The organism is Thioalkalivibrio sp. ALMg11, from assembly GCF_000377905.1.
Taxonomy (GTDB): Bacteria; Pseudomonadota; Gammaproteobacteria; order Ectothiorhodospirales; family Ectothiorhodospiraceae; genus Thioalkalivibrio.
In genome coordinates this window covers 61,608-80,521 of the sequence record NZ_KB898873.1, presented here as the reverse complement: position 1 = coordinate 80,521, position 18,914 = coordinate 61,608, and the positions used below count along the sequence as shown (strand labels likewise).

At 69.6% G+C, this 18,914-nt stretch carries 17 protein-coding genes; 11 read left to right on the top strand and 6 right to left on the bottom strand.

Annotated features, from left to right (window positions below; genetic code table 11):
* Nucleotides 1-2 precede the first annotated feature (2 nt).
* Genes D578_RS0105520 through D578_RS0105500 form a run of 5 tightly spaced genes read right to left on the bottom strand, consistent with a single transcriptional unit; the run spans nt 3 to nt 4,587 of the window.
* Nucleotides 3-542, bottom strand: coding sequence for an HAD family hydrolase (locus tag D578_RS0105520; protein WP_018948969.1), 540 nt, complete (start codon nt 540-542; stop codon nt 3-5).
* Nucleotides 542-1,519 carry a KpsF/GutQ family sugar-phosphate isomerase gene (locus D578_RS0105515; protein WP_018948968.1) on the bottom strand — a complete coding sequence of 326 codons (978 nt, stop codon included), beginning with the start codon at nt 1,517-1,519 and terminating at the stop codon, nt 542-544. Before D578_RS0105515 ends, D578_RS0105520 begins: the two co-directional genes overlap by 1 nt.
* A complete protein-coding gene (locus D578_RS0105510) occupies nt 1,516-2,493 on the bottom strand; it encodes a calcium/sodium antiporter (protein WP_018948967.1) in 978 nt (325 codons plus the stop codon). Before D578_RS0105510 ends, D578_RS0105515 begins: the two co-directional genes overlap by 4 nt.
* Before the next feature lie 57 nt (nt 2,494-2,550).
* A complete protein-coding gene (locus tag D578_RS0105505) occupies nt 2,551-3,483 on the bottom strand; it encodes an NAD-dependent epimerase/dehydratase family protein (protein ID WP_018948966.1) in 933 nt (310 codons plus the stop codon).
* Between the two features lie 3 nt (nt 3,484-3,486).
* Nucleotides 3,487-4,587 carry an LLM class flavin-dependent oxidoreductase gene (locus tag D578_RS0105500; RefSeq protein WP_018948965.1) on the bottom strand — a complete coding sequence of 367 codons (1,101 nt, stop codon included), beginning with the start codon at nt 4,585-4,587 and terminating at the stop codon, nt 3,487-3,489.
* A 79-nt stretch (nt 4,588-4,666) separates the two neighbouring features.
* Here D578_RS0105500 and D578_RS0105495 point away from each other — a divergent pair, with 79 nt between their 5' ends.
* From D578_RS0105495 to hisC, 11 genes are all read left to right on the top strand, one after another.
* Nucleotides 4,667-5,329 carry a hypothetical protein gene (locus D578_RS0105495; protein ID WP_018948964.1) on the top strand — a complete coding sequence of 221 codons (663 nt, stop codon included), beginning with the start codon at nt 4,667-4,669 and terminating at the stop codon, nt 5,327-5,329.
* A gap of 81 nt (nt 5,330-5,410) precedes the next feature.
* On the top strand, nt 5,411-6,244 hold the full coding sequence (locus D578_RS0105490; RefSeq protein ID WP_018948963.1) for an ABC transporter ATP-binding protein: 834 nt from the start codon (nt 5,411-5,413) through the stop codon (nt 6,242-6,244).
* Nucleotides 6,237-7,019 (top strand): lipid asymmetry maintenance ABC transporter permease subunit MlaE, encoded by a 783-nt coding sequence (mlaE, locus tag D578_RS0105485; protein WP_018948962.1) that lies wholly within the window; start codon nt 6,237-6,239, stop codon nt 7,017-7,019. Before D578_RS0105490 ends, mlaE begins: the two co-directional genes overlap by 8 nt.
* A 21-nt stretch (nt 7,020-7,040) precedes the next feature.
* Nucleotides 7,041-7,499, top strand: coding sequence for an outer membrane lipid asymmetry maintenance protein MlaD (gene mlaD, locus D578_RS0105480; RefSeq protein ID WP_026289201.1), 459 nt, complete (start codon nt 7,041-7,043; stop codon nt 7,497-7,499).
* A gap of 25 nt (nt 7,500-7,524) precedes the next feature.
* Nucleotides 7,525-8,193, top strand: coding sequence for a phospholipid-binding protein MlaC (locus D578_RS0105475; protein ID WP_018948960.1), 669 nt, complete (start codon nt 7,525-7,527; stop codon nt 8,191-8,193).
* Entirely contained in the window at nt 8,190-8,507 is a 318-nt protein-coding gene (locus D578_RS0105470) for a lipid asymmetry maintenance protein MlaB (protein ID WP_018948959.1), read from the top strand. The genes D578_RS0105475 and D578_RS0105470 overlap by 4 nt, the downstream gene beginning before the upstream one ends.
* A 101-nt stretch (nt 8,508-8,608) precedes the next feature.
* Nucleotides 8,609-9,868 carry a UDP-N-acetylglucosamine 1-carboxyvinyltransferase gene (murA, locus tag D578_RS0105465; RefSeq protein ID WP_018948958.1) on the top strand — a complete coding sequence of 420 codons (1,260 nt, stop codon included), beginning with the start codon at nt 8,609-8,611 and terminating at the stop codon, nt 9,866-9,868.
* A 38-nt stretch (nt 9,869-9,906) separates the two neighbouring features.
* The gene (gene hisG, locus D578_RS0105460) at nt 9,907-10,557 is read left to right on the top strand and encodes an ATP phosphoribosyltransferase (RefSeq protein ID WP_018948957.1); all 651 of its coding nucleotides are present in this window, start codon (nt 9,907-9,909) and stop codon (nt 10,555-10,557) included.
* Nucleotides 10,558-10,568: 11 nt separating this feature from the next.
* Complete coding sequence (locus tag D578_RS0105455; protein WP_018948956.1) at nt 10,569-11,636, top strand: 3-deoxy-7-phosphoheptulonate synthase; 1,068 nt, start codon at nt 10,569-10,571, stop codon at nt 11,634-11,636.
* A gap of 14 nt (nt 11,637-11,650) precedes the next feature.
* Entirely contained in the window at nt 11,651-12,952 is a 1,302-nt protein-coding gene (gene hisD, locus D578_RS0105450; RefSeq protein WP_018948955.1) for a histidinol dehydrogenase, read from the top strand.
* Nucleotides 12,953-12,993: 41 nt separating this feature from the next.
* Entirely contained in the window at nt 12,994-14,052 is a 1,059-nt protein-coding gene (gene hisC, locus D578_RS0105445; RefSeq protein ID WP_042798376.1) for a histidinol-phosphate transaminase, read from the top strand.
* A 326-nt stretch (nt 14,053-14,378) separates the two neighbouring features.
* On the opposite strand, the gene D578_RS0105440 is transcribed toward hisC, so the two are convergent.
* Nucleotides 14,379-18,890, bottom strand: coding sequence for a DEAD/DEAH box helicase (locus D578_RS0105440; protein ID WP_018948953.1), 4,512 nt, complete (start codon nt 18,888-18,890; stop codon nt 14,379-14,381).
* Nucleotides 18,891-18,914 lie beyond the last annotated feature (24 nt).

The window sequence follows — 18,914 nt, the reverse complement described above, 5'->3', positions numbered from 1 at the left end:
GCTCATCCGTTCAGGTAGGTCTCGAATAGCGCGTCGAGCCGGTTCTGCGCGGCCAGCAGGTCCTCGCAGGCCTCGCGCACGGCCCCGCGCCCACCGTGGGCCGCGGTCACCCACTGGGCATGCTGGCGCACCAGCGGGTGGGCGTCGCCGACCGCGATCCCGAGCCCGACCCGCCGCATCGCCGGAAGATCCACGATGTCGTCGCCCATGAAGGCCGTTTCGGCGGGGTCGTGGCCGGTGCGCTGCAGCAGCTCGTGCAGGGCCTCGCCCTTGTCACGGCGGCCCTGGATCAGGTGCTCTACGCCGAGATCGCGCATGCGGTGCTCGACCACGCCGGAGGTGCGCCCGGTGAGGATGGCGATCTCGATGCCGCCGTCCAGGGCCAGGCGGATGCCGTGGCCGTCGCGGCTGTTGAAGGCCTTGTACTGTTCGCCGCCGTCGCCGAGGAACAGGCTGCCGTCGGTCAGCACGCCGTCCACGTCCAGGATTAGCAGGCGAACGGCCTGCTGGCGGGTGCGCAGGGTGGTGGTATCCAGGTTCATCACGCCACCCCGGCGCGCAGCAGGTCGTGCATGTTGATCACGCCGACCAGGCGCTGCTCGGCATCGGTGACGGGCAGGGCGCTGATGCGCCGGCTCTCCATGGTCTCCAGGGCCTCCGCAGCCAGCCAGTCGGGCTGCGCGGTGTGGCCGCCAGTGGTCATCGCCGCGCCGATGGTCAGCGCATCCAGGCTGTGTCCGGCGTCCAGCGTGCGGCGCAGGTCGCCATCGGTGAACACGCCCTGGATGCGGTCGTCGCCATCGGTGATGATCACCAGCCCCAGGCCCTTGCGGGTGATCTCGAACAGGGCGTCCTTGAGCGGGGCCTCGGGGCTGATGCGCGGGATCGCGGCGCCGGTGTGCATGATGTCGGCGACATGTACCAGCAGGCGCCGGCCGAGGCGGCCGCCCGGATGCGAGCGGGCAAAGTCGTTGGCGGTGAAGCCGCGCGCATCCAGCACCGCGATCGCCAGGGCGTCGCCCATCGCCAGTGCCGCGGTGGTGCTGGAGGTGGGGGCCAGGCCCAGCGGGCAGGCCTCGCGCTCGACGCTGACATCCAGGTGCACGGTGGCATCCGCGCCCAGGCGCGAGCCGGGGTTGCCGGTCATCGCGATCAGGGGCACGCCCAGGCGCCGGATCAGCGGCAGGATGGTGATGATCTCGTCGGTCTCGCCGGAGTTCGACAGGGCGATGACCACGTCCTCGCGGGTGATCATGCCGAGATCGCCGTGACTGGCCTCGCCCGGATGCACGAAGAAGGCCGGTGTGCCGGTGGAGGCCAGGGTCGCGGCCAGCTTGCTGCCGATGTGCCCGGACTTGCCCATGCCGGTGACGATCACGCGGCCCTTGCACGCGAGGATACAGCGGCAGGCCTCGAGGAAGCGGTCGTCGATGCGCTGAGCGAGATTGCGCACGGCCTCGGCCTCGTCATTGAGGACGGCCAGCGCCAGCGTGCGGGTGGTTTCGGGGTTGAAGTTCATGCAGTAGCCGTAATTCCCAGGTAGACAAGGTAGCTTGCGAAGGCGACGAGGAGAAGGGCGCCCTGCCAGCGCAGGATCTGCCCGCGGCGACCCAGCGCGATCAGGAACAGGGCCACCGTCAATGCCAGCATCACCGGATAGTCGCGCGTCAGCACGTCGGCGTCGATTGCCAGCGGTGCGATCAGGGCCGGCACCGCCAGTACCGCCAGCAGGTTGAACAGATTGGAGCCGACCACGTTCCCGATCGCCAGCCCCGCCTCGCGGCGGAAGGCGGCGACCACCGAAGTGGCCAGTTCCGGCAGGCTGGTGCCCACCGCGACGATGGTCAGGCCGATGACCAGGTCGCTGATCCCCAGTTGCCCGGCGATCTCGACCGCGCCCCAGACCAGGGCCTGGCTGCTGGCCAGAAGGAACAGCAGTCCGAAGACCAGCCAGGCGATAGCGGGGGCGAGGCGGCCGCCCTCCGGGATCGTCTCGACCATGCCGCGCACCACCTCGGGGGTGTCGTCATGTGGAGCCGGCCGGGCGCGCCGCGCACTGACGGCCATCCAGACGGTGAATGCGACCAGTCCAGCCAGCAACCCGATGCCTTCCAGCCGACCCAGTTCGCCGTCCACCAGCAGGAGCAGTACGCCGAAGCTGACCAGCAGCAGGATCGGCAGTTCGCGCCGAACCATGCCGCGCCCGATTGCCAGCGGCGCGACCAGGGCCGCAGCACCCAGCACCAGCGCGATGTTGGCGACATTCGAGCCGATGGCGTTGCCTACGGCCAGCCCCGGGTTGCCCTGCAGGCTGGCGAGGACCGAGACCACGATCTCCGGGGCCGAGGTCCCGAAGGCGACGATGGTCAGGCCGATGATCAGCGGGCTGACCCCCAGACCGCGGGCCAGGGCCGAGGCGCCGAAGACGAAGCGGTCGGCGCTCCAGGTCAGCAGGATCAGCCCGCCGAGGATGGCGACAACGGGTAGCACCATGGACAGTCAGGTCCGGGGAGAGTCAGGCCCGCGATTGTAGCCGATCGGGTTGCGGTTTCAGCAGCGCAGGCGCTCCAGGCACTCGGCGGTGGTCACCTGCGGTGTCCAACCGAGCTGCTCGCGGGCGCGGGTGCAGTCCAGCACCAACGGGCCGTCCAGCCCGCGGACCCATCCCGGGTCCCCAGCGTGGGCGGTCAGGCGCCAGGTCAGCGGGTGCAGGGTACGGATCAGGCCCAGTGGCACCGGGATCCCCCAGCGCCGCTGGTGGCGTGCCATTGCCCGCAGCGACCAGGCGGGTTCGGCGCCCAGGTTGAAGGTGCCCGCCGTGTGGGTTGTGACGCTGCGCACGATTGCGGCGGCGGCATCGTCCTCCCACAGGACCTGCACCGGCTGCTCGCCGCCGGTGGGGTAGAGCCGCCCGCGGGCGATCTGCAGCAACAGCGGGTGGGCGTGCGGGCCGATGATCGCGGGCGGGCGCAGGACGGTCACGCGGCACCCGGGGTGCTCGCGGGCGAGTGCGAGCAGGGCCTGCTCGACGGCGACCTTGTCCTCGGCATAGGCGAAGCGCGGCCGGGTGGGGTGGTCCTCGCGGAGCGGCTGCGGGCTGTCCGGCCAGGGGCCGTAGACCGCGGCGCTGGACACGAACACGATGTGGCGGACACCGGCCGTGACGGCCGCGTGGAACACCTGCTGGCTCAGGGCGACGTTCTGCTGGCGGACCCAGGTGCGGTCATGCCGGCGGCGCCCCCCGTGACCGCCCATTAACTGAAAGGCCAGGTGCACCAGGGTGTCCACCCCGGCCAGGTCCTCCGGCTGGAGTTGCGCCAGGTCGAGCACGCGCGCCTCGATTTCCGCGCCGTCTCCGCGGGGTGGCAGCGCCGGCGCGGCCCGGTCCAGTGCGAGGATGTGCTGGATGGCCGGCTCGCGCGCCAGAGCGGGCAACAGGACCTGCCCCAGGCGTCCGGCGGCGCCGGTCACGGCGATGTACATTGATTAAGGCGCGGTGCGGGCGGCCGCGACCGGGGTCGAATCGGCAAACGCGGGCATGACCTCTTCGGCGAAGCAGTCCATGGACTCCTCGGCCAGCGCATGCGGAACGGCCCCGGCGCCGAAGGCGAGCAGGACCTGGTCGACCCCGGCCGCACGCAGGCCTTCGATACGTTCGCGACATTCGGCGGGGGTGCCGACGAGCGTCATGCCCAGCATGTCGAGGACCTTCAGGTTGATCCCGGCCTTGACCAGGTGGCGGAAGCGGCCGAGCGAGCGGTAGTAGTCGTAGCCCTCGATCAGGCGTTCCAGAACCGGCAGGGTCTGCTGGAACATGTGGCGGTAGAACCATTCGAAGGCCGGCTTGGCCTCGCGCCGGGCACGCTTGCCGTCCGGCAGGCACAGTACACCCAGGGTCATGCCGACCCGGGGCGGATGGGCGACGTCCGTGCGCGATGCGTCCCAGGCCTCGTGGTACAGGCGGATGTCCTCGCGGATCATCTGCCAGGGCTTGAAGGGCCCGGCCAGCGCGCCGATGCCCTGTTCCGCCGCCCAGGTGAAGGACTCCGGGCTGACCGCGGCGGTCCAGATCGGCGGATGAGGGTCCTGCACCGGTCGCGGCATCACGGGCACGTCGTCCAGGTGATGGAACGGCCCGTCCTGGGTGATGCGGCCGGTGGCGAAGGCCTGGCGCAGCGCGTCGAGGCCGGCATCCACCCGCGCGCGCGACTCGCTCATCTCGGCCCCGAATGTGGCATATTCGCGCGGCGAGAAGCCGCGCCCGATGCCCAGATCAAGGCGCCCGCCGGAGAGCTGGTCCAGCATGCCGACTCGCTGCGCCACCCGCAGCGGGTGGTGGTAGGGCAGCGGGACCACGCCCAGGCCCAGGCGCAGGCGTTTGGTACGCTGGCTGGCCGCCGCCAGCACCAGGTCCGGCGCGGTGGAGTGGGAAAATTCCGGCATCAGGTGGTGCTCCACCAGCCAGGCGGTGCCGAAGCCGAGGCGATCGGCGCGCTCCCACAGGCGCAGGGTGTTCTCCAGCACCTCCGCTTCGGAGGTGTGCAGGAAGTCCGGTACCGAGAGCTCGTGGAACAGGTCGAAACGCATGGCGCCAACTGTGCCGCGCGCACGCAGGCGATACAAGCAATCCGCGCAAAGATGGCGCTTACGTGGTGGAGGCAGCGGCATGTCAAAGGATCATGAGGCCCTGGTATTGCAGGCTGCCGGGGTTGCGGCTCCGGGCGAGGACTGGTGGGAGCGCTTTTTCCCCGAGGACCTGCCGCAGGACTGGCAGCTGGAGTACTACACCCATTACCACAGCCGCTTGTTGCTGCCCGCCTCGGTATGGACGGAGACCAAGGCCCCGGCCTTTGGTGACTGGACCGCGGCCGTGCCCCCCGCGCTACGGCTGACACTGGACTGGCCTGTGGAGCTGGCCGCCGAGGCGGGGGCGGCGCATGCGCGCGTGCTGGCCGGCGCGGTGGGCGATCGCCTGCAGGCAGTGGCGCCGGGGCCGATGGAGCCGGCGCAGGCGCAGGCGATCCGTGCGGCGCTAGAGGCGGCCGGACTGGGGCGCCTGATGGTGTACGGCGCCGGCGAGGAGCGGGTGATCGCGCGTGCCGAGGCGGCGTGCTTTTACCCCGCCCCGGTGTCGAGGTCAGCGTCGGCCTCCGGGGGCGGGGCCTGGCAGATCAGCCCCGAGGCGGGGCTGGACGCGCCGGGCTGGCGCGCGCTGGTGGAGGCGCTGGGGCAGGCCGGCGGTAGCGGCGAGACCCCGGTGTTCCTGCGCGCGCGTCCGGAGCGGCTGTCGGATTTCCGCACCATCGCCGCATTGCTGGGATTGGGATGAGCCCTTCACCCGCACGTTTGACGGTCTCCCGGCGGGCGGCCAGACTCCTGGGTTCTGTGAGCCTAAAGGCGAGGAGCACGCGTGGCTGACCCGGCCGTGGAAGACAGTCCGCATATCGTGATCGAGAACCTGTGCTTCCGGCGCGGGCGCAAGATCATTTTCGATGACCTGTCGATGCGCATCCCGCGCGGGCAGGTGACGACCGTGATGGGGCCCAGCGGCAGTGGCAAGACCACGCTGCTGCGCCTGGTCGGCGGTCAGTTGCGTCCGGACAAGGGCCGCATCTGGGTGGATGGCCAGGAGGTGGCGAAGCTCTCCACCCGGCGTCTGTACGCGCTGCGCAAGCGCATGGGCATGCTGTTCCAGAGCGGCGCGCTGCTGACGGATCTCTCGGTATTCGAGAACGTCGCCTTCCCGCTGCGCGAGCACACCGACCTGCCGGAGGACGTGCTGCACGCGCTGGTGCTGCTGAAGCTGGAGGCGGTGGGCCTGCGCGCGGCGCGCGATCTGGACCCGGCCACCCTCTCCGGTGGCATGGCCCGGCGCGTCGCGCTGGCGCGCGCCATTGCGCTGGACCCGGACCTGATCCTGTACGACGAGCCGTTCACCGGGCTCGACCCGATCACCATGGGGCAGATCGTCAGTCTGATCCGCCGGACCAATCAAAGCCTGGGGCTGACCAGCGTGCTGGTCTCGCATGACGTGACCGAGGCGATGGCGATCTCCGATCAAGTGGTGCTGATCGCCGATGGCCGGGTGGTGGATGCCGGGCCGCCGGACGAACTGGAGGCGCGCGCCTCCGACTGGAGCGCGCAGTTCCTGCAAGGGCGCCCGGACGGGCCGGTGCCGTTTCATTACCCGGGCGCGTCCTACCGCGACGATCTGCTGGGGCAGGGAGAGCGCCGCGATGACTGACGCGATTGCCTCGCTGGGCCGGACTACGATCAATGCCCTGACGGTGTTCGGCCGGGCGTTCATCTTCCTGATTCGGATGCTGGCGAGCCTGGATATCGTCTTTCGCCGCTTCGGGCTGACGCTTGTTCAGGTGTATTCGGTGGGCGTGCGTTCGCTGCTGATCATCATCGTGTCCGGGTTGTTCGTGGGCATGGTGCTGGCGTACCAGGGCTACATCACGCTGGTGAACTTCGGCGCGGCCGAGGCTCTGGGCAGCGTGGTGGCGCTGTCGCTGGTGCGCGAGCTGGGGCCGGTGGTTACCGCGCTGCTGTTCGCCGGGCGCGCCGGTTCCGCGCTGACCGCGGAACTGGGGCTGATGAAGACCACCGAACAGCTCTCGGCGATGGAGATGATGGCGGTAAACCCGTATCGCCGGATCTTCGCGCCACGCTTTGTCGCCGGGTTCCTCTCCATGCCGCTGCTGGCCGCGATCTTCAGCGCCGTGGGCGTGATGGGCGGCTATCTCGTCGGGGTGGGTCTGCTGGGCGTGGACAGCGGCGCCTATTTCTCGCAGATGCAGTCGATGACCGACTGGAACGAGGATGTGCTCTCCGGCGTGATCAAGAGCATCGTGTTCGGCTTCGTGGTGACCTGGATCGCAGTGTTCCAGGGCTTCAATGCGCAGCCGACGTCCGAGGGCATCTCGCGCGCCACGACCCAGACGGTAGTGGTGTCGTCGCTGGCGGTGCTGGGCCTCGATTTCATCCTGACCGGACTGATGTTCGGTGCGGGCTGACCAACAACGCAGGTGGCAATGATGAAGGTACGTTTCTTCGAACTGGCGGTCGGTGTATTCGTGCTCCTGGGCATCGGGGCGCTGTTCTACCTGGCGGTGCAGGTGAGCAACGTGACCGACTACCACGACCGTGACACCTATACGGTGAGCGGCTATTTCGACAACATCGGGGGGCTTAAAACGCGTGCCCCGGTCACGGTGTCGGGTGTGCGCATCGGGCGAGTGGCGGACATCCGCTATGATCCGGAACGCTTTCGTGCCGAGGTGACTTTGGCGATCCGCTCGGAGCACGACTACCTGCCGATGGACACCCAGGCCGCCATCCACACCGCGGGGCTGCTGGGCGAGCAGTACATCGCGCTGGAGCCGGGTGGCGACTACGACGCCCTGCAGGAAGGCGATGAGCTGATGTTCACCCAGTCGGCACTGGTGCTGGAGAACCTCATCGGTCGCTTCATGACCAACATGGGTAGTGACTGATCTACCCAAACCGGGAGCAAGAGACATGAAATGGTTGCGTGAACGAATCCTGATCCTGCCGCTGGCGCTGCTGGTCCTGATCCTGGCGGCGCCGGCCCAGGCCGAAGAAAACCCCGCCGAGATCATCAAGCAGTCGATCGACGCGGTCTACGAGAAGCTCCGGGCGAACGAGGCGCGGGCGCAGGAAGATCCTGACTTCGTGATTGGCGTGATCGAGGAGGAGATCCTGCCCGGCTTGGACGTCAACGGGATGGCCCGCCTGGTGCTGGCACGCCACTGGCGCGATGCCAGCAGCGATCAGCAGAGCCGCTTCGCCGAGGCCTTCAAGAACACGCTGCTGCAGGCCTACGGGGTGCAACTGGCCGACCATCTGGACAAGGATGTGCGCGTAATCGAGCGGCGCTCGCGCCAGGACGAGCGCATGGCCGTCGTCGCCACCGAGGTGGTGATGGGCTCCGGCCAGTCGAACATCCAGATCAACTATCGCCTGCGTCCGGTGAACGGCGAGTGGAAGGTCTTCGACGTCGAGGCCGAGGGCCTCAGCTTCGTCGGCAATTTCCGCACCCGCTTTAACGAGGAGATCAACCGCGACGGCCTGGAGGCCCTGATCGAGCGCCTGGAAGACGGCGACGAGGCGCTGATCGAGGATGCCGTGGGCGATGTGACCCCCAACAACGGGGCCGGGGACCGGTGAGCGACGCACAGATCCGGGCGGATGCCGGTGGCCTGGTTGTCAGCGGTCCGCTGACGTTTGCCACGGTGGCCGGGCTGGAGGCGCGGGCCCGCGGGCTGACGGCGCATTTTCCGGAGCACGCCCGGGTGGATCTGGCGCAGGCCGGTCGTATCGACAGCGCCGGGGTGGCGTTCCTGGTCATTCTCTGGCGCCGCGCCCGCGAGCAGGGTCGTACCCTGGTCTTCGAGCCCCTCCCCGAGGGGTTGCGCCCGTTGCTGGAGCTGTACGATTTGGAGTCCATCATTACCGACTCCGCCGCCCGTTCCGTCGCCTGAGTCGTGCTGGCGGCGGGCGAACGGGCGAGCCCGGCGCGGATTCGTTATCATGGCGCGTTTCGCCGGACCACGGTCGGTTCGGCGGTCAATCCGGGCATCCCATGGACAAACTGATCATTACTGGAGGTCGCCGACTCGAGGGTCAGGTCTGGATCTCCGGGGCCAAGAACGCCGTGTTGCCGATCCTGTCCGCCACTTTGCTGGCGGACGGGCCGATGACCATTGGCAACGTCCCGCATCTGCAGGACGTGACCACCACCATGGAGCTGCTCGGCCGCATGGGCGTCAGCCTCACGGTCAACGAGCGCATGCGCATCGAGGTCGACCCGACCACGCTGACCCAGTGCGTTGCCCCGTACGACCTGGTGAAGACCATGCGCGCCTCCATCCTGGTGCTCGGGCCGCTGCTGGCCCGCTTCGGCGAGGCCGAGGTCTCCCTGCCGGGCGGCTGCGCCATCGGTTCGCGCCCGGTGAACCTGCACCTGCGAGGTCTTGAGGCCCTGGGGGCCGAGATCGAGGTCGAAGGGGGTTACATCCACGCCCGCGCGGATCGTCTCAAGGGCGCGCGTGTGGTCTTCGACCAGGTGACGGTAACCGGTACCGAGAACCTGCTGATGGCCGCCACCCTGGCCGAGGGCGAGACCCTGATCGAGAACGCCGCGCGTGAGCCAGAGGTCATCGATCTGGCGGACTGCCTGATCGCGATGGGCGCAAAGATTCAGGGCGCCGGCACCGACACCATTCGGGTGCAGGGTGTGGAGCGCCTGCACGGCTGCGAATACGACGTGATGCCGGACCGTATCGAGACCGGGACCTTCCTGGTCGCCGCCGCGGTCACCCGCGGGCGCGTGCGCTGCCGCAATACCCGCCCGGAGCTGCTGGACGCGGTGCTGGCCAAGCTGGTCGAGGCCGGCGCCCGCATCGAGACGGGGCCGGACTGGATTGAACTGGACATGGAAGGCCGCCGTCCGAAGGCGGTGAACCTGCGCACCGCGCCGTTCCCGGCCTTCCCGACCGACATGCAGGCGCAGATGATGGTGCTGAATACCGTGGCCGAGGGCACCGCTTCGGTGGTGGAGACGGTGTTCGAGAACCGTTTCATGCATGCACTGGAACTGCAGCGCATGGGCGCGCACATCACCATCGAGGGCAACACCGCAATCGTCGAGGGTGTGGAAAAACTGGTCGGTGCACCGGTAATGGCGACCGACCTGCGCGCCTCGGCCAGCCTGATCATCGCCGGCCTGGTGGCCGAGGGCGAGACCGAGGTGGATCGTATCTACCACATCGATCGCGGCTACGAGTGCATCGAGGAAAAACTGAGCCAGATCGGCGCGACCATTCGTCGCGAACCGGCCTGAAACTGCGACTCACACGGAACCGGACGAACGCCTGACCCATGATGGATCCCAACGCCCTGACCATCGCCCTGTCCAAGGGCCGCATTCTCAAGGACACCCTGCCGCTGCTTTCCAGCGCCGGGATCGAATTGCTGGAGGACCCGGACGAGACGCGCAAGCTGATCCTCGACACCAACCGCGAGGATGTGAAGATCGTGGTGGTGCGCGCGACCGACGTGCCCACCTACGTGCAGCACGGCGCGGCGTCCATCGGCGTGGCCGGCAAGGACGTGCTGATGGAACACGGCGCGGCCGGGCTGTACGAACCGCTCGATCTGCATATCGCCGAGTGTCGCCTGATGCTGGCGGGGCGCCCGGGCCAGCAACCGGACCCGCAGCAGCGCCTGCGCATTGCCACCAAGTTTGTGAACATCACGCAGAACTACTTTGCCCAGCAGGGCCGCCAGGTCGAGATCATCAAGCTCTACGGCTCGATGGAACTGGCACCGCTGGTAGGCCTGGCCGACTACATCGTCGACCTGGTGGACACCGGCAATACCCTCAAGGCCAACGGCCTGGAACCGCTGGAACTGATTACCCCCATTAGTTCCCGGTTGATCGTGAACCAGGCAGCCATGAAGATGCGACATAGAACCATTCAAAATCTTATCGAGGGCCTGCGGGAGGCCGTCACCCCCGCGACGACGTAATCGAGAACACCATGACCGCCGATACCGACGACCTGCGAATCCGCGAAATCCAGGAGGTGTCCGCCCCGGACACCGTACGCGATGAACTGCCCATCACCGATGCGGCGGCCAACACCGTGTTCGAGGCCCGCCAGGCCTGCCATCGCATCCTGCGCGGCGAGGATGACCGCCTGCAGGTGATCGTCGGCCCCTGCTCGATCCACGACGTGGACGCCGCGCTGGACTATGCCGATCACCTGAAGGCCCTGCGCGAGGAGCTCTCGGACGCGCTGCACATCGTGATGCGCGTGTACTTCGAGAAGCCGCGCACCACGGTGGGCTGGAAGGGCCTGATCAACGACCCCGACCTGGATGGCAGCTTCCACATCAACAAGGGCCTGCGGGTGGCCCGCGGGCTACTGCGCGATCTGGCGGTCAAGGGCATGCCGGCGGCCACCGAGTATCTGGACCTGATCAGCCCGCAGTACATCGCGGACCTCGTCGCCTGGGGCGCGATCGGCGCGCGCACCACCGAGAGCCAGGTGCACCGCGAGCTGGCCTCCGGTCTGTCCTGCCCGGTGGGCTTCAAGAATTCCACCGATGGCAGCCTGCGCGTGGCGATCGACGCGATCCGCTCTGCCTCGCGCCCGCATCACTTCCTGTCGGTGACCAAGTCCGGCCGCTCGGCGATTTTCTCCACCACCGGCAACGACGACTGCCACATCATCCTGCGCGGCGGGAAGCAGCCGAACTACGATGCTGCGAGCATCGAAGAGGCCTGCAGGGAACTGCGCATGGCCGAGCTGCCGGAGTCGGTGATGGTCGACTGCAGCCACGCCAACAGCCGCAAGGACCCGAAGCAGCAGATCGAGGTTGCGCGCGTGCTGGGCGAACAGATCACCGGCGGCGATCAGCGCATCATGGGCGTGATGCTGGAGAGCCACCTGATCGGTGGTCGCCAGGACATCCTGCCCGGCAAGCCGCTGCAATATGGCCAGAGCATCACCGATGCCTGCATGGGCTGGGACGACAGCGAGGCCACCCTGCGCCTGCTGGCCGATGCCGTGCGCGCGCGCCGCAAGGCTGCCGTACCCGTCTGAACGAGGAGCCCGACATGCCATCCATTGCCCGTCTCGATACCCAGCAGCCCGATTTCGATCAGGCCCTGGAGAACCTGCTGTCCTGGGAATCCGTTGCCGACACCGGCGTGCGAGATGCGGTGGACGAAATCCTCGGCGCGGTGCGGGCCGAGGGCGATGCCGCGGTGCTGCGCTACACGGCCAAGTTCGATCGTCTCGACCGTGCTGCGGTCTCCGATCTTGAGATCCCCCACGACCGCCTGCAGGCCGCGCTGGAGTCGATTCCCGCGGAGCAGCGCAAGGCGCTGGAGACCGCCAGTGCGCGTATCCGCCGCTACGCCGAGCACCAGCTCATGCGCGACTGGGACTTCACCGACGAGGATGGCACCGTCCTCGGCCAGCGTGTGACCGCGCTGGACTCGGTGGGCCTCTACGTCCCCGGCGGCAAGGCCGCCTACCCGTCCTCCGTGCTGATGAACGCCATCCCGGCCAAGGTCGCCGGCGTCGACCTGCTGGTGATGGTCGTGCCCGCCCCGGGCGGCGAATTGAACGATCTGGTGCTGGCGGCGGCCGCCGTGGCCGGCGTGGATCGTGTGTTCACCGTGGGCGGCGCCCAGGCCGTGGCCGCCCTGGCCTATGGCACCCAGACCATTCCGGCGGTGGACAAGATCGTCGGCCCTGGCAACATCTTTGTCGCCGCGGCCAAGCGCGAGGTGTTCGGCACCGTCGGTATCGACATGATTGCCGGCCCCTCGGAGATCCTGGTGGTCTGCGACGGCGAGACCGATCCCGACTGGATCGCCGCCGATCTGTTTTCCCAGGCCGAGCACGACGAACAGGCCCAGTCCATCCTGCTGTCCTGGGACGAGGCCTTCCTCGACCGCGTGGCCGAGGCGATGGACCGGCTTCTGACCGAGATGCCGCGCGCCGAGATCATTCGCACCAGCCTCGACAAGCGCGGGGCACTGGTGAAGGTGCGCGACTCCGCCGAGGCGGTCGCGGTGGCGAACCGCATCGCCCCGGAACACCTGGAGTTGTCGGTGGCCGATCCGCAGGCGATGCTCGACGCCGGGCTGCGCCACGCCGGCGCGATCTTCATGGGCCGCTATACCTCCGAGGCCCTGGGCGACTACTGCGCCGGGCCCAACCACGTGCTGCCGACCTCGCGCACCGCGCGCTTCTCCTCGCCGCTGGGCGTGTACGATTTCCAGAAGCGCTCGAGCATCATTCACTGCTCGGCCGAGGGCGCGGCGAAACTGGGCACGACCGCCGCCGCCTTGGCGCACGGCGAGGGGCTCACCGCCCACGCCCGCTCCGCCGAACTGCGCAGTCGATGACCGCGCGCGCCAGTCGCGCAACCCGGGCCCCGGATGCCCTGATGCGTCCGGAGGTGCTGGCGCAACCGGCCTATCAGGTGGCCGATGCGACCGGCCTGATCAAGCTGGACGCGATGGAGAACCCGCACCCCTGGCCGGGCGAGCTGGAAGACGCCTGGCTGGCGGCCCTGCGCGATCCGCAACTGAACCGCTACCCGGATGCCCAGGCCCTCGGCCTGGCCGCGCAGGTGCGCGCGGCCCACGGCGTACCGGAGACCGCCGGACTGATGTTCGGCAACGGCTCCGACGAGCTGATCCAGATCCTGATCACGGCGGTGGCGGGTTCCGGTCGCCCGGTGCTGGCGCCGGAGCCGACCTTTGTGATGTACGGCGTGCTGGCCCGCGCGCTGGGGGTGCCGTTCGTTGGTGTACCCCTGAACGCGGACTTCACCCTGGACCTCGAGGCGATGCGCGCGGCGATGGCCGAGCACAACCCCGCGCTGGTGTTTCTCGCCTACCCCAACAACCCGACCGGCACGCTGGACGATGCCGCGACCGTGCAGGCCATCGTGGACGAGAACCCGGGCGTCACGGTGGTCGACGAGGCCTACGCGCCGTTCGCCGCGCACAGCTTCCTGTCCAGCGTCGGGGATGATGACGGGCTGATGGTGATGCGCACGGTGTCCAAGCTTGGACTGGCCGGTGCACGGCTCGGGTATCTCGCGGGCACGCCCGCGTGGATCGATGCGCTGGACCGCCTGCGGCTGCCGTACAACATCAATACCCTGACCCAGCGCTCGGTGGCCTTCGCCCTGGAGCACCGCGACGCACTGGACGTCCAGGCACGCGGCATCGTCGAGGAGCGCGGGCGTCTGGCCGAGCGCCTGGAGGCGACGGCCGGCGTCGAGCAGGTGTTCCCCAGCCAGGCGAACTTCATCCTGTTCCGGGTGCGCGCGGGACAGGGGCATGCGACCTTCGCGGCCCTGCGCGACGCTGGCATTCTGGTCAAGGATGTCGGGCGTGCGCATCCGCTGCTGGTGGACTGCCTGCGCGTGACCGTCGGCCGTCCCGATGAGAACGACGCGTTTCTCGCCGCCCTGGGGCAAGCCCTCTCCGCCTGACGCTTACCGGTTTCTGCGTTTTTTGTTGCACCACAGAGGGCACAGAGGACACGGAGAAAATTCGTGTGGCAGGCCAGTGAACCCTTGATCCGTCCATCCCGGCCGAAGCGAAGCGGAGAGCCGGGATCCGTTCGAGCCGCTTAAGCGCATTGCCCGTCCCGGGAGATCCCGGATAACCGCTTCGCGGTTTCCGGGATGACGTGGGGGCAGGCGCCGGGCCAGTGAGCAAAGGCGGGCACAACCCCTGACAGCCTTGCGATTTTCTCCGTGTCCTCTGTGCACTCCGTGGCGGAAAGCCCTTGCGAGGTGTTTCAAGGCGGGGCGTGTCAGCGGCGGCCGGCGGGGGCTTCCAGGCGCAGGCCGCGGACCTCGCCCATCGCACCCCCGGCGCGCAGGGCGGTCGCGAACGGGGACTGGCGGGCCGGTTCGCCGTTGATGGTCTCGATGGTAATGCCGCGGCGGCGGGGCAGCCAGCGGCTGCCGGAGAACTGGCGGATGCCCTCGGTCACGAGGGCCGCGTGTTGATCCAGCGTGTCGATGCCGGGGATGGTCTCCCAGACGAATAGCTGGCGGCCGGAGGCGGCGAGATAGAGCAGTGGCTGCCCGCCGGCCAGCGCGACGAGGGCCCCGGCGACGCGGCGCAGGCGCCCCTCGGCAGCCTTGGGTGGCTCCGGCCAGGCCAGGAGCTGGCCCCAGGGGTTGGCCGGGTCGACGCTGGCCAGCCATCGGGGCTCGGGTGCGTCACCGGCCGCACGCTCCAGCGCGCGCAGGCGGTCCACCGCGCCGGCGCGCGCGAACTGGGCGCCGGTCAGGCCCTCGACGAAGTGACCGCGGCGCAGCTTGCCGGCGTCCTCCATCGCGCGGTAGACCGGGTAGACCCGCCCGAAGCCGCCGGGCAGGCCCTCGGCGCGGGCCATCTCGCGGCTGACCACGCCGTAGCGCGCCAGTAGGTTCTCGGCCTGTTCGCGGGCGCGCTCGGTCAGCGACACGCTGGGGTCGATCAGGTCGGCCACCCGTGACCAGCGCCCACCGGCCAGGCCCTGCCCCGGGCGGCGGCCCCTTGCGCTGGCCTTGCGCTGGCCCAGGCTGCGCAGCGGGGCGAAGGTGTCGTTGGTGATGCGCCCGGCCCAGACCAGGTCCCAGATCGCCGCCTCGATCGCGTCCTGGCGGAGGTCCGGCTGCGCCTCGCGCGCCGCGCGTTCCAGCTCCATGTAGAAGCAGGCGCCGCGCCGGTCCAGGGCCTCCAGGATCGTCTTCGCCAGCGGCTCCTCGGCCGGTGTCTCGGCCTCGGGAGCGTCGGGCTCCAGCAGCACCATCGCCTGTTCGCGGCGCAGGAAGCGGATGCGCCCGTCGCGCTGGCCCAGCGCGCCGCTGCCCACCCAGACGAACTCGCCGGAGGCGGTGATGCGGTCCAGGGCATCCAGCGAGAAGTCGCGTACCCGCATCGGGAGCACATGGCTCGTCCAGGCGGACCAGGGCAGGGCGATGCCTTCCAGTTGCGTGAGGACCTCGCGAAGTGTTCCCAGGCCCGAGCCCGGTTCGGTCAGGCCCTGCCAGGCGGGCAGGAAGCGGCCCAGGGCGCGGGCGTCCACTGCGGCCGCCTCGTCGCGCAGGCGGGCCAGGGTGCGGCGTTTCAACCGGCGCAGGATGTCCAGCTCGCACCAGTCCTCGCCCTGGCCCTGCGGGCGGATCTCGCCACGCAGCAACACCCCGGTGCGTTCCAGCGCTTCGAGCGCGGGCAGCAGCGCGCCGGGCGCGAGGCCGTAACGCGTGCTCAGGTCCTCCATGCGGAACGGGCCGTGGCTTCGGGCGTAGCGGCGCAGCAGTTGTTCTAGCGGGCGCTGCGGCGGCTCGAGGAAGCCCGCGGGCAGGCCGGGTGGTGGCACCACGCCCAGTGCGTCGCGAAAGAGGGCGGCGTCCTCGGCGGCGATCCAGCGCGGTTCGCCGGCAATCCGCACCTCGACCGCACGCAGGCCATCGGCCAGGGCCTGCAGCCAGGGCTCGGGGTCTGTGGCGGCGGCCGATTCGATCTCCTCCCGCGTCAGGTCGCCACGGCGGCGCAGCAGGTCGTGCAACTCGTCGGCGTCGCGGAGCTGGGTCGCCTCGGTGGTGTGCGCCAGTTCGGCCTCGAGTTCGGCCAGGGCATCGGCGTCGATCAGCTCGCGCAGTTCGGCCTGGCCCAGCAGTTCGGCCAGCATGCCGCGGTCCAGGGTCAGCGCCTGGGCCTTGCGCTCGGCCATCGGCGCGTCCTGCTCGTAGATGTAGGCCGCCACGTAGGCGAACACCAGGCTGCGGGCGAACGGCGAGGCGTGCCGGGTTTCGACCTCGTGGACGCGGATGCCTCGATCCCGGATCCCGCGCAGGATCTCGCGCAGCGCATCCAGGTCGAACACGTCCGCCAGGACCTGGCGGTAGGTCTCCAGCACGACGGGGAAGCTCGCGTACTCGCGCACCGAGGCGAGCAGCTGTTGCGACTTCAGACGCTGCGCCCACAGCGGCGTGCGCTGGCCCGGGCGGTTGCGCACCAGCAGCAGGGCGCGGGCCGCATTTTCGCGGAAGGCGCTGGCGAACAGCGTGGAGTTCCCCAGCTCGCGGGTGACGGCCTCCTCCAGTTCCTCCGGGTCCGGAAACAGGCTGTCCAGTTCGGGCAGGTCCTCGCTATCCGCCAGGCGCAGCACGATGCCGTCGTCGGTGTACATCACCTGCACCTCGAAGCCGGAGGTGCTGGTCAGCGCGCCCTGCAGGGCCAGGGCCCAGGGGGCGTGCACGCGGGCGCCGAACGGGGTCAGGATGCAGACGCGCCAGTCGCCGACCTCGTCGCGAAAGCGCTCCACGACGATGCGCTTGTCCGACGGCAGTTGCCCGGTGGCCTCGCGCTGTTCGTCGATGTAGTCGCACAGGGTCTCGACCGCCGCCGCGGACAGCGGGGCGTGTTGTTTGAGCCACGCGGCGCGCTCCGTGCGGTTCATGCGCGCGAGCCGTTCGGTGGCCGCGCCGATTGCGCGCCCGAGTTCGATCGGGCGGCCGGGGCCATCGCCGTGCCAGAAGGGCAACTTGCCGACCTCGCCGGGGGCGGGGGAGACCAGTACGCGGTCGCGGGTGATCGCCTCCACGTGCCAGGTGCTGGCGCCCAGGGTCACGTTCTCCCCGGTCTTCAGCTCGAACACCATCTCCTCGTCCAGCTCGCCGATGCGTGGGCCGCCCTCGCCGACGTGCACGCCGTACAGGCCGCGGTCGGGGATGGTGCCGGCGTTGAGGCGCGCGGCCAGCGCCGCGCCCCGGCGCGGGGTCAGCTCGTCGCGCGCGCGGTCCCAGGCCAGCCAGGGGCGCAGGTCGGCAAAGTCGGTACTCGGGTAGTGGCCGGAGAGCATGTCCAGGGTCGCCTCCAGCAGCGGGCGCGACAGCTCGCGCCAGGGGGCGGCGCGGCGCACCAGCGTGTGGAGTTCGTCCACCGTGCGCGGGCGTTCGCAGACCATTGCGACCAGTTGCTGGGCGAGCACGTCCAGCGGATTGTGCGGGGCGTGGATGGGCTCCAGCGCACCGGCCTGCATGCGTTGGCCGATCACCGCACACTCCAGCAGGTCGCCACGAAAGCGTGGCAGTAGCAGCGAACGCGAGACCTGCCCGACCCCGTGCCCGGCGCGCCCGGCGCGCTGCAGGCCGCGGGCTACGGCGCCGGGTGATTCGACCATGATCACCAGGTCCACCGCACCCATGTCGATGCCCAGCTCCAGCGAGCTGGTGGCGACGATGCCGCGCAGGCGCCCGGTCTTCAGTCGGCCCTCGATCTCCGCGCGGCGCTCGTGGGAGACGCTGCCGTGGTGGGCGGCGACCAGGTCTTCGGGCTTTTCGGCATCCTCGGGTTGCTGTTCGCGCCAGGCCTCGTTGATGCGCTGGACCAGGCGCTCGCACAGCCCGCGGCTGTTCACGAACACGATGGTGGAGCGGTGTTCCAGGATCGCGGCCAGCAGGCGCGGCTCCAGGCGCGCGGCGCGGTCGCCGCGACCGGACGGGAGCTGTCCGGTGCCCTGACTGTAGACCGCGCCGAGGATGGAGCCGGACGGGATGATGTCCGTGCCTTCGGACGGCTCGATGGTGGCGGGCGCATGCTCGGCCGGTGGTTCCTCCGGGGCGAGGATTTCGAGATCCAGGCGCGGCGGCTCGGCGGCGTCGATCACCTCTACCTCGCGGTCGCCGCCGAGGAAGCCGCGCGCCACCTCCACCGGGTGCACGGTCGCGGACAGTCCGATGCGTTGCGGGTCCTCGCCGCAACGCTCGGCGAGGCGCTCCAGCGACAGGGCCAGGTGGGCGCCGCGCTTGTTGCCGGCCAGGGCGTGCACCTCGTCGATGATCACGGTGTGCACCGACTCGAGGTTCTCCGCGGCCCTGGAGCCCAGCAGCAGGTACAGGGACTCGGGTGTGGTCACCAGGATGTCGCCGGGTTCGCGGGCCTGGGCGCGGCGCTCGGCCTGCGAGGTGTCGCCGGTGCGGATGTGTACCACGGGCTCGCGCGCCGGCTCGCCCACGCGTGCCGCGGTGCGTGCGATCCCGGCCAGGGGTGCGCGGAGGTTGCGCTCGATGTCGGTGGCTAGTGCCTTCAGCGGCGAGATGTAGAGTACCGAGTAGCCGGTGCGCGGCTCTGGAGCCGGTTCGCCGCTCAGGCGGTCGATCGCGCTCAGGAACGCGGCGAGGGTCTTGCCGCTACCCGTCGGGGCGATCAGCAGGCAGTGGCGGCCGGCCCGGATCGCGGGCCAGCCGCGGGACTGGATGGTGGTGGCCTGCTCGAAGGCCTCGCGGAACCAGGTGTCGGTCGCGGGGCGAAAGGGCGTGACCGGCATCGGCTGGGGTGCCCGGGCTGGCGG

Coding starts and splice junctions, on each gene's coding strand:
- D578_RS0105520 (WP_018948969.1), bottom strand. CDS start 542: ATGAACCTGGATACCACCACCCTGCGCACCCGCCAGCAGGCCGTTCGC.
- D578_RS0105515 (WP_018948968.1), bottom strand. CDS start 1,519: ATGAACTTCAACCCCGAAACCACCCGCACGCTGGCGCTGGCCGTCCTC.
- D578_RS0105510 (WP_018948967.1), bottom strand. CDS start 2,493: ATGGTGCTACCCGTTGTCGCCATCCTCGGCGGGCTGATCCTGCTGACC.
- D578_RS0105505 (WP_018948966.1), bottom strand. CDS start 3,483: ATGTACATCGCCGTGACCGGCGCCGCCGGACGCCTGGGGCAGGTCCTG.
- D578_RS0105500 (WP_018948965.1), bottom strand. CDS start 4,587: ATGCGTTTCGACCTGTTCCACGAGCTCTCGGTACCGGACTTCCTGCAC.
- D578_RS0105495 (WP_018948964.1), top strand. CDS start 4,667: ATGTCAAAGGATCATGAGGCCCTGGTATTGCAGGCTGCCGGGGTTGCG.
- mlaE (WP_018948962.1), top strand. CDS start 6,237: ATGACTGACGCGATTGCCTCGCTGGGCCGGACTACGATCAATGCCCTG.
- mlaD (WP_026289201.1), top strand. CDS start 7,041: ATGAAGGTACGTTTCTTCGAACTGGCGGTCGGTGTATTCGTGCTCCTG.
- D578_RS0105475 (WP_018948960.1), top strand. CDS start 7,525: ATGAAATGGTTGCGTGAACGAATCCTGATCCTGCCGCTGGCGCTGCTG.
- murA (WP_018948958.1), top strand. CDS start 8,609: ATGGACAAACTGATCATTACTGGAGGTCGCCGACTCGAGGGTCAGGTC.
- hisG (WP_018948957.1), top strand. CDS start 9,907: ATGATGGATCCCAACGCCCTGACCATCGCCCTGTCCAAGGGCCGCATT.
- D578_RS0105455 (WP_018948956.1), top strand. CDS start 10,569: ATGACCGCCGATACCGACGACCTGCGAATCCGCGAAATCCAGGAGGTG.
- hisD (WP_018948955.1), top strand. CDS start 11,651: ATGCCATCCATTGCCCGTCTCGATACCCAGCAGCCCGATTTCGATCAG.
- hisC (WP_042798376.1), top strand. CDS start 12,994: ATGCGTCCGGAGGTGCTGGCGCAACCGGCCTATCAGGTGGCCGATGCG.
- D578_RS0105440 (WP_018948953.1), bottom strand. CDS start 18,890: ATGCCGGTCACGCCCTTTCGCCCCGCGACCGACACCTGGTTCCGCGAG.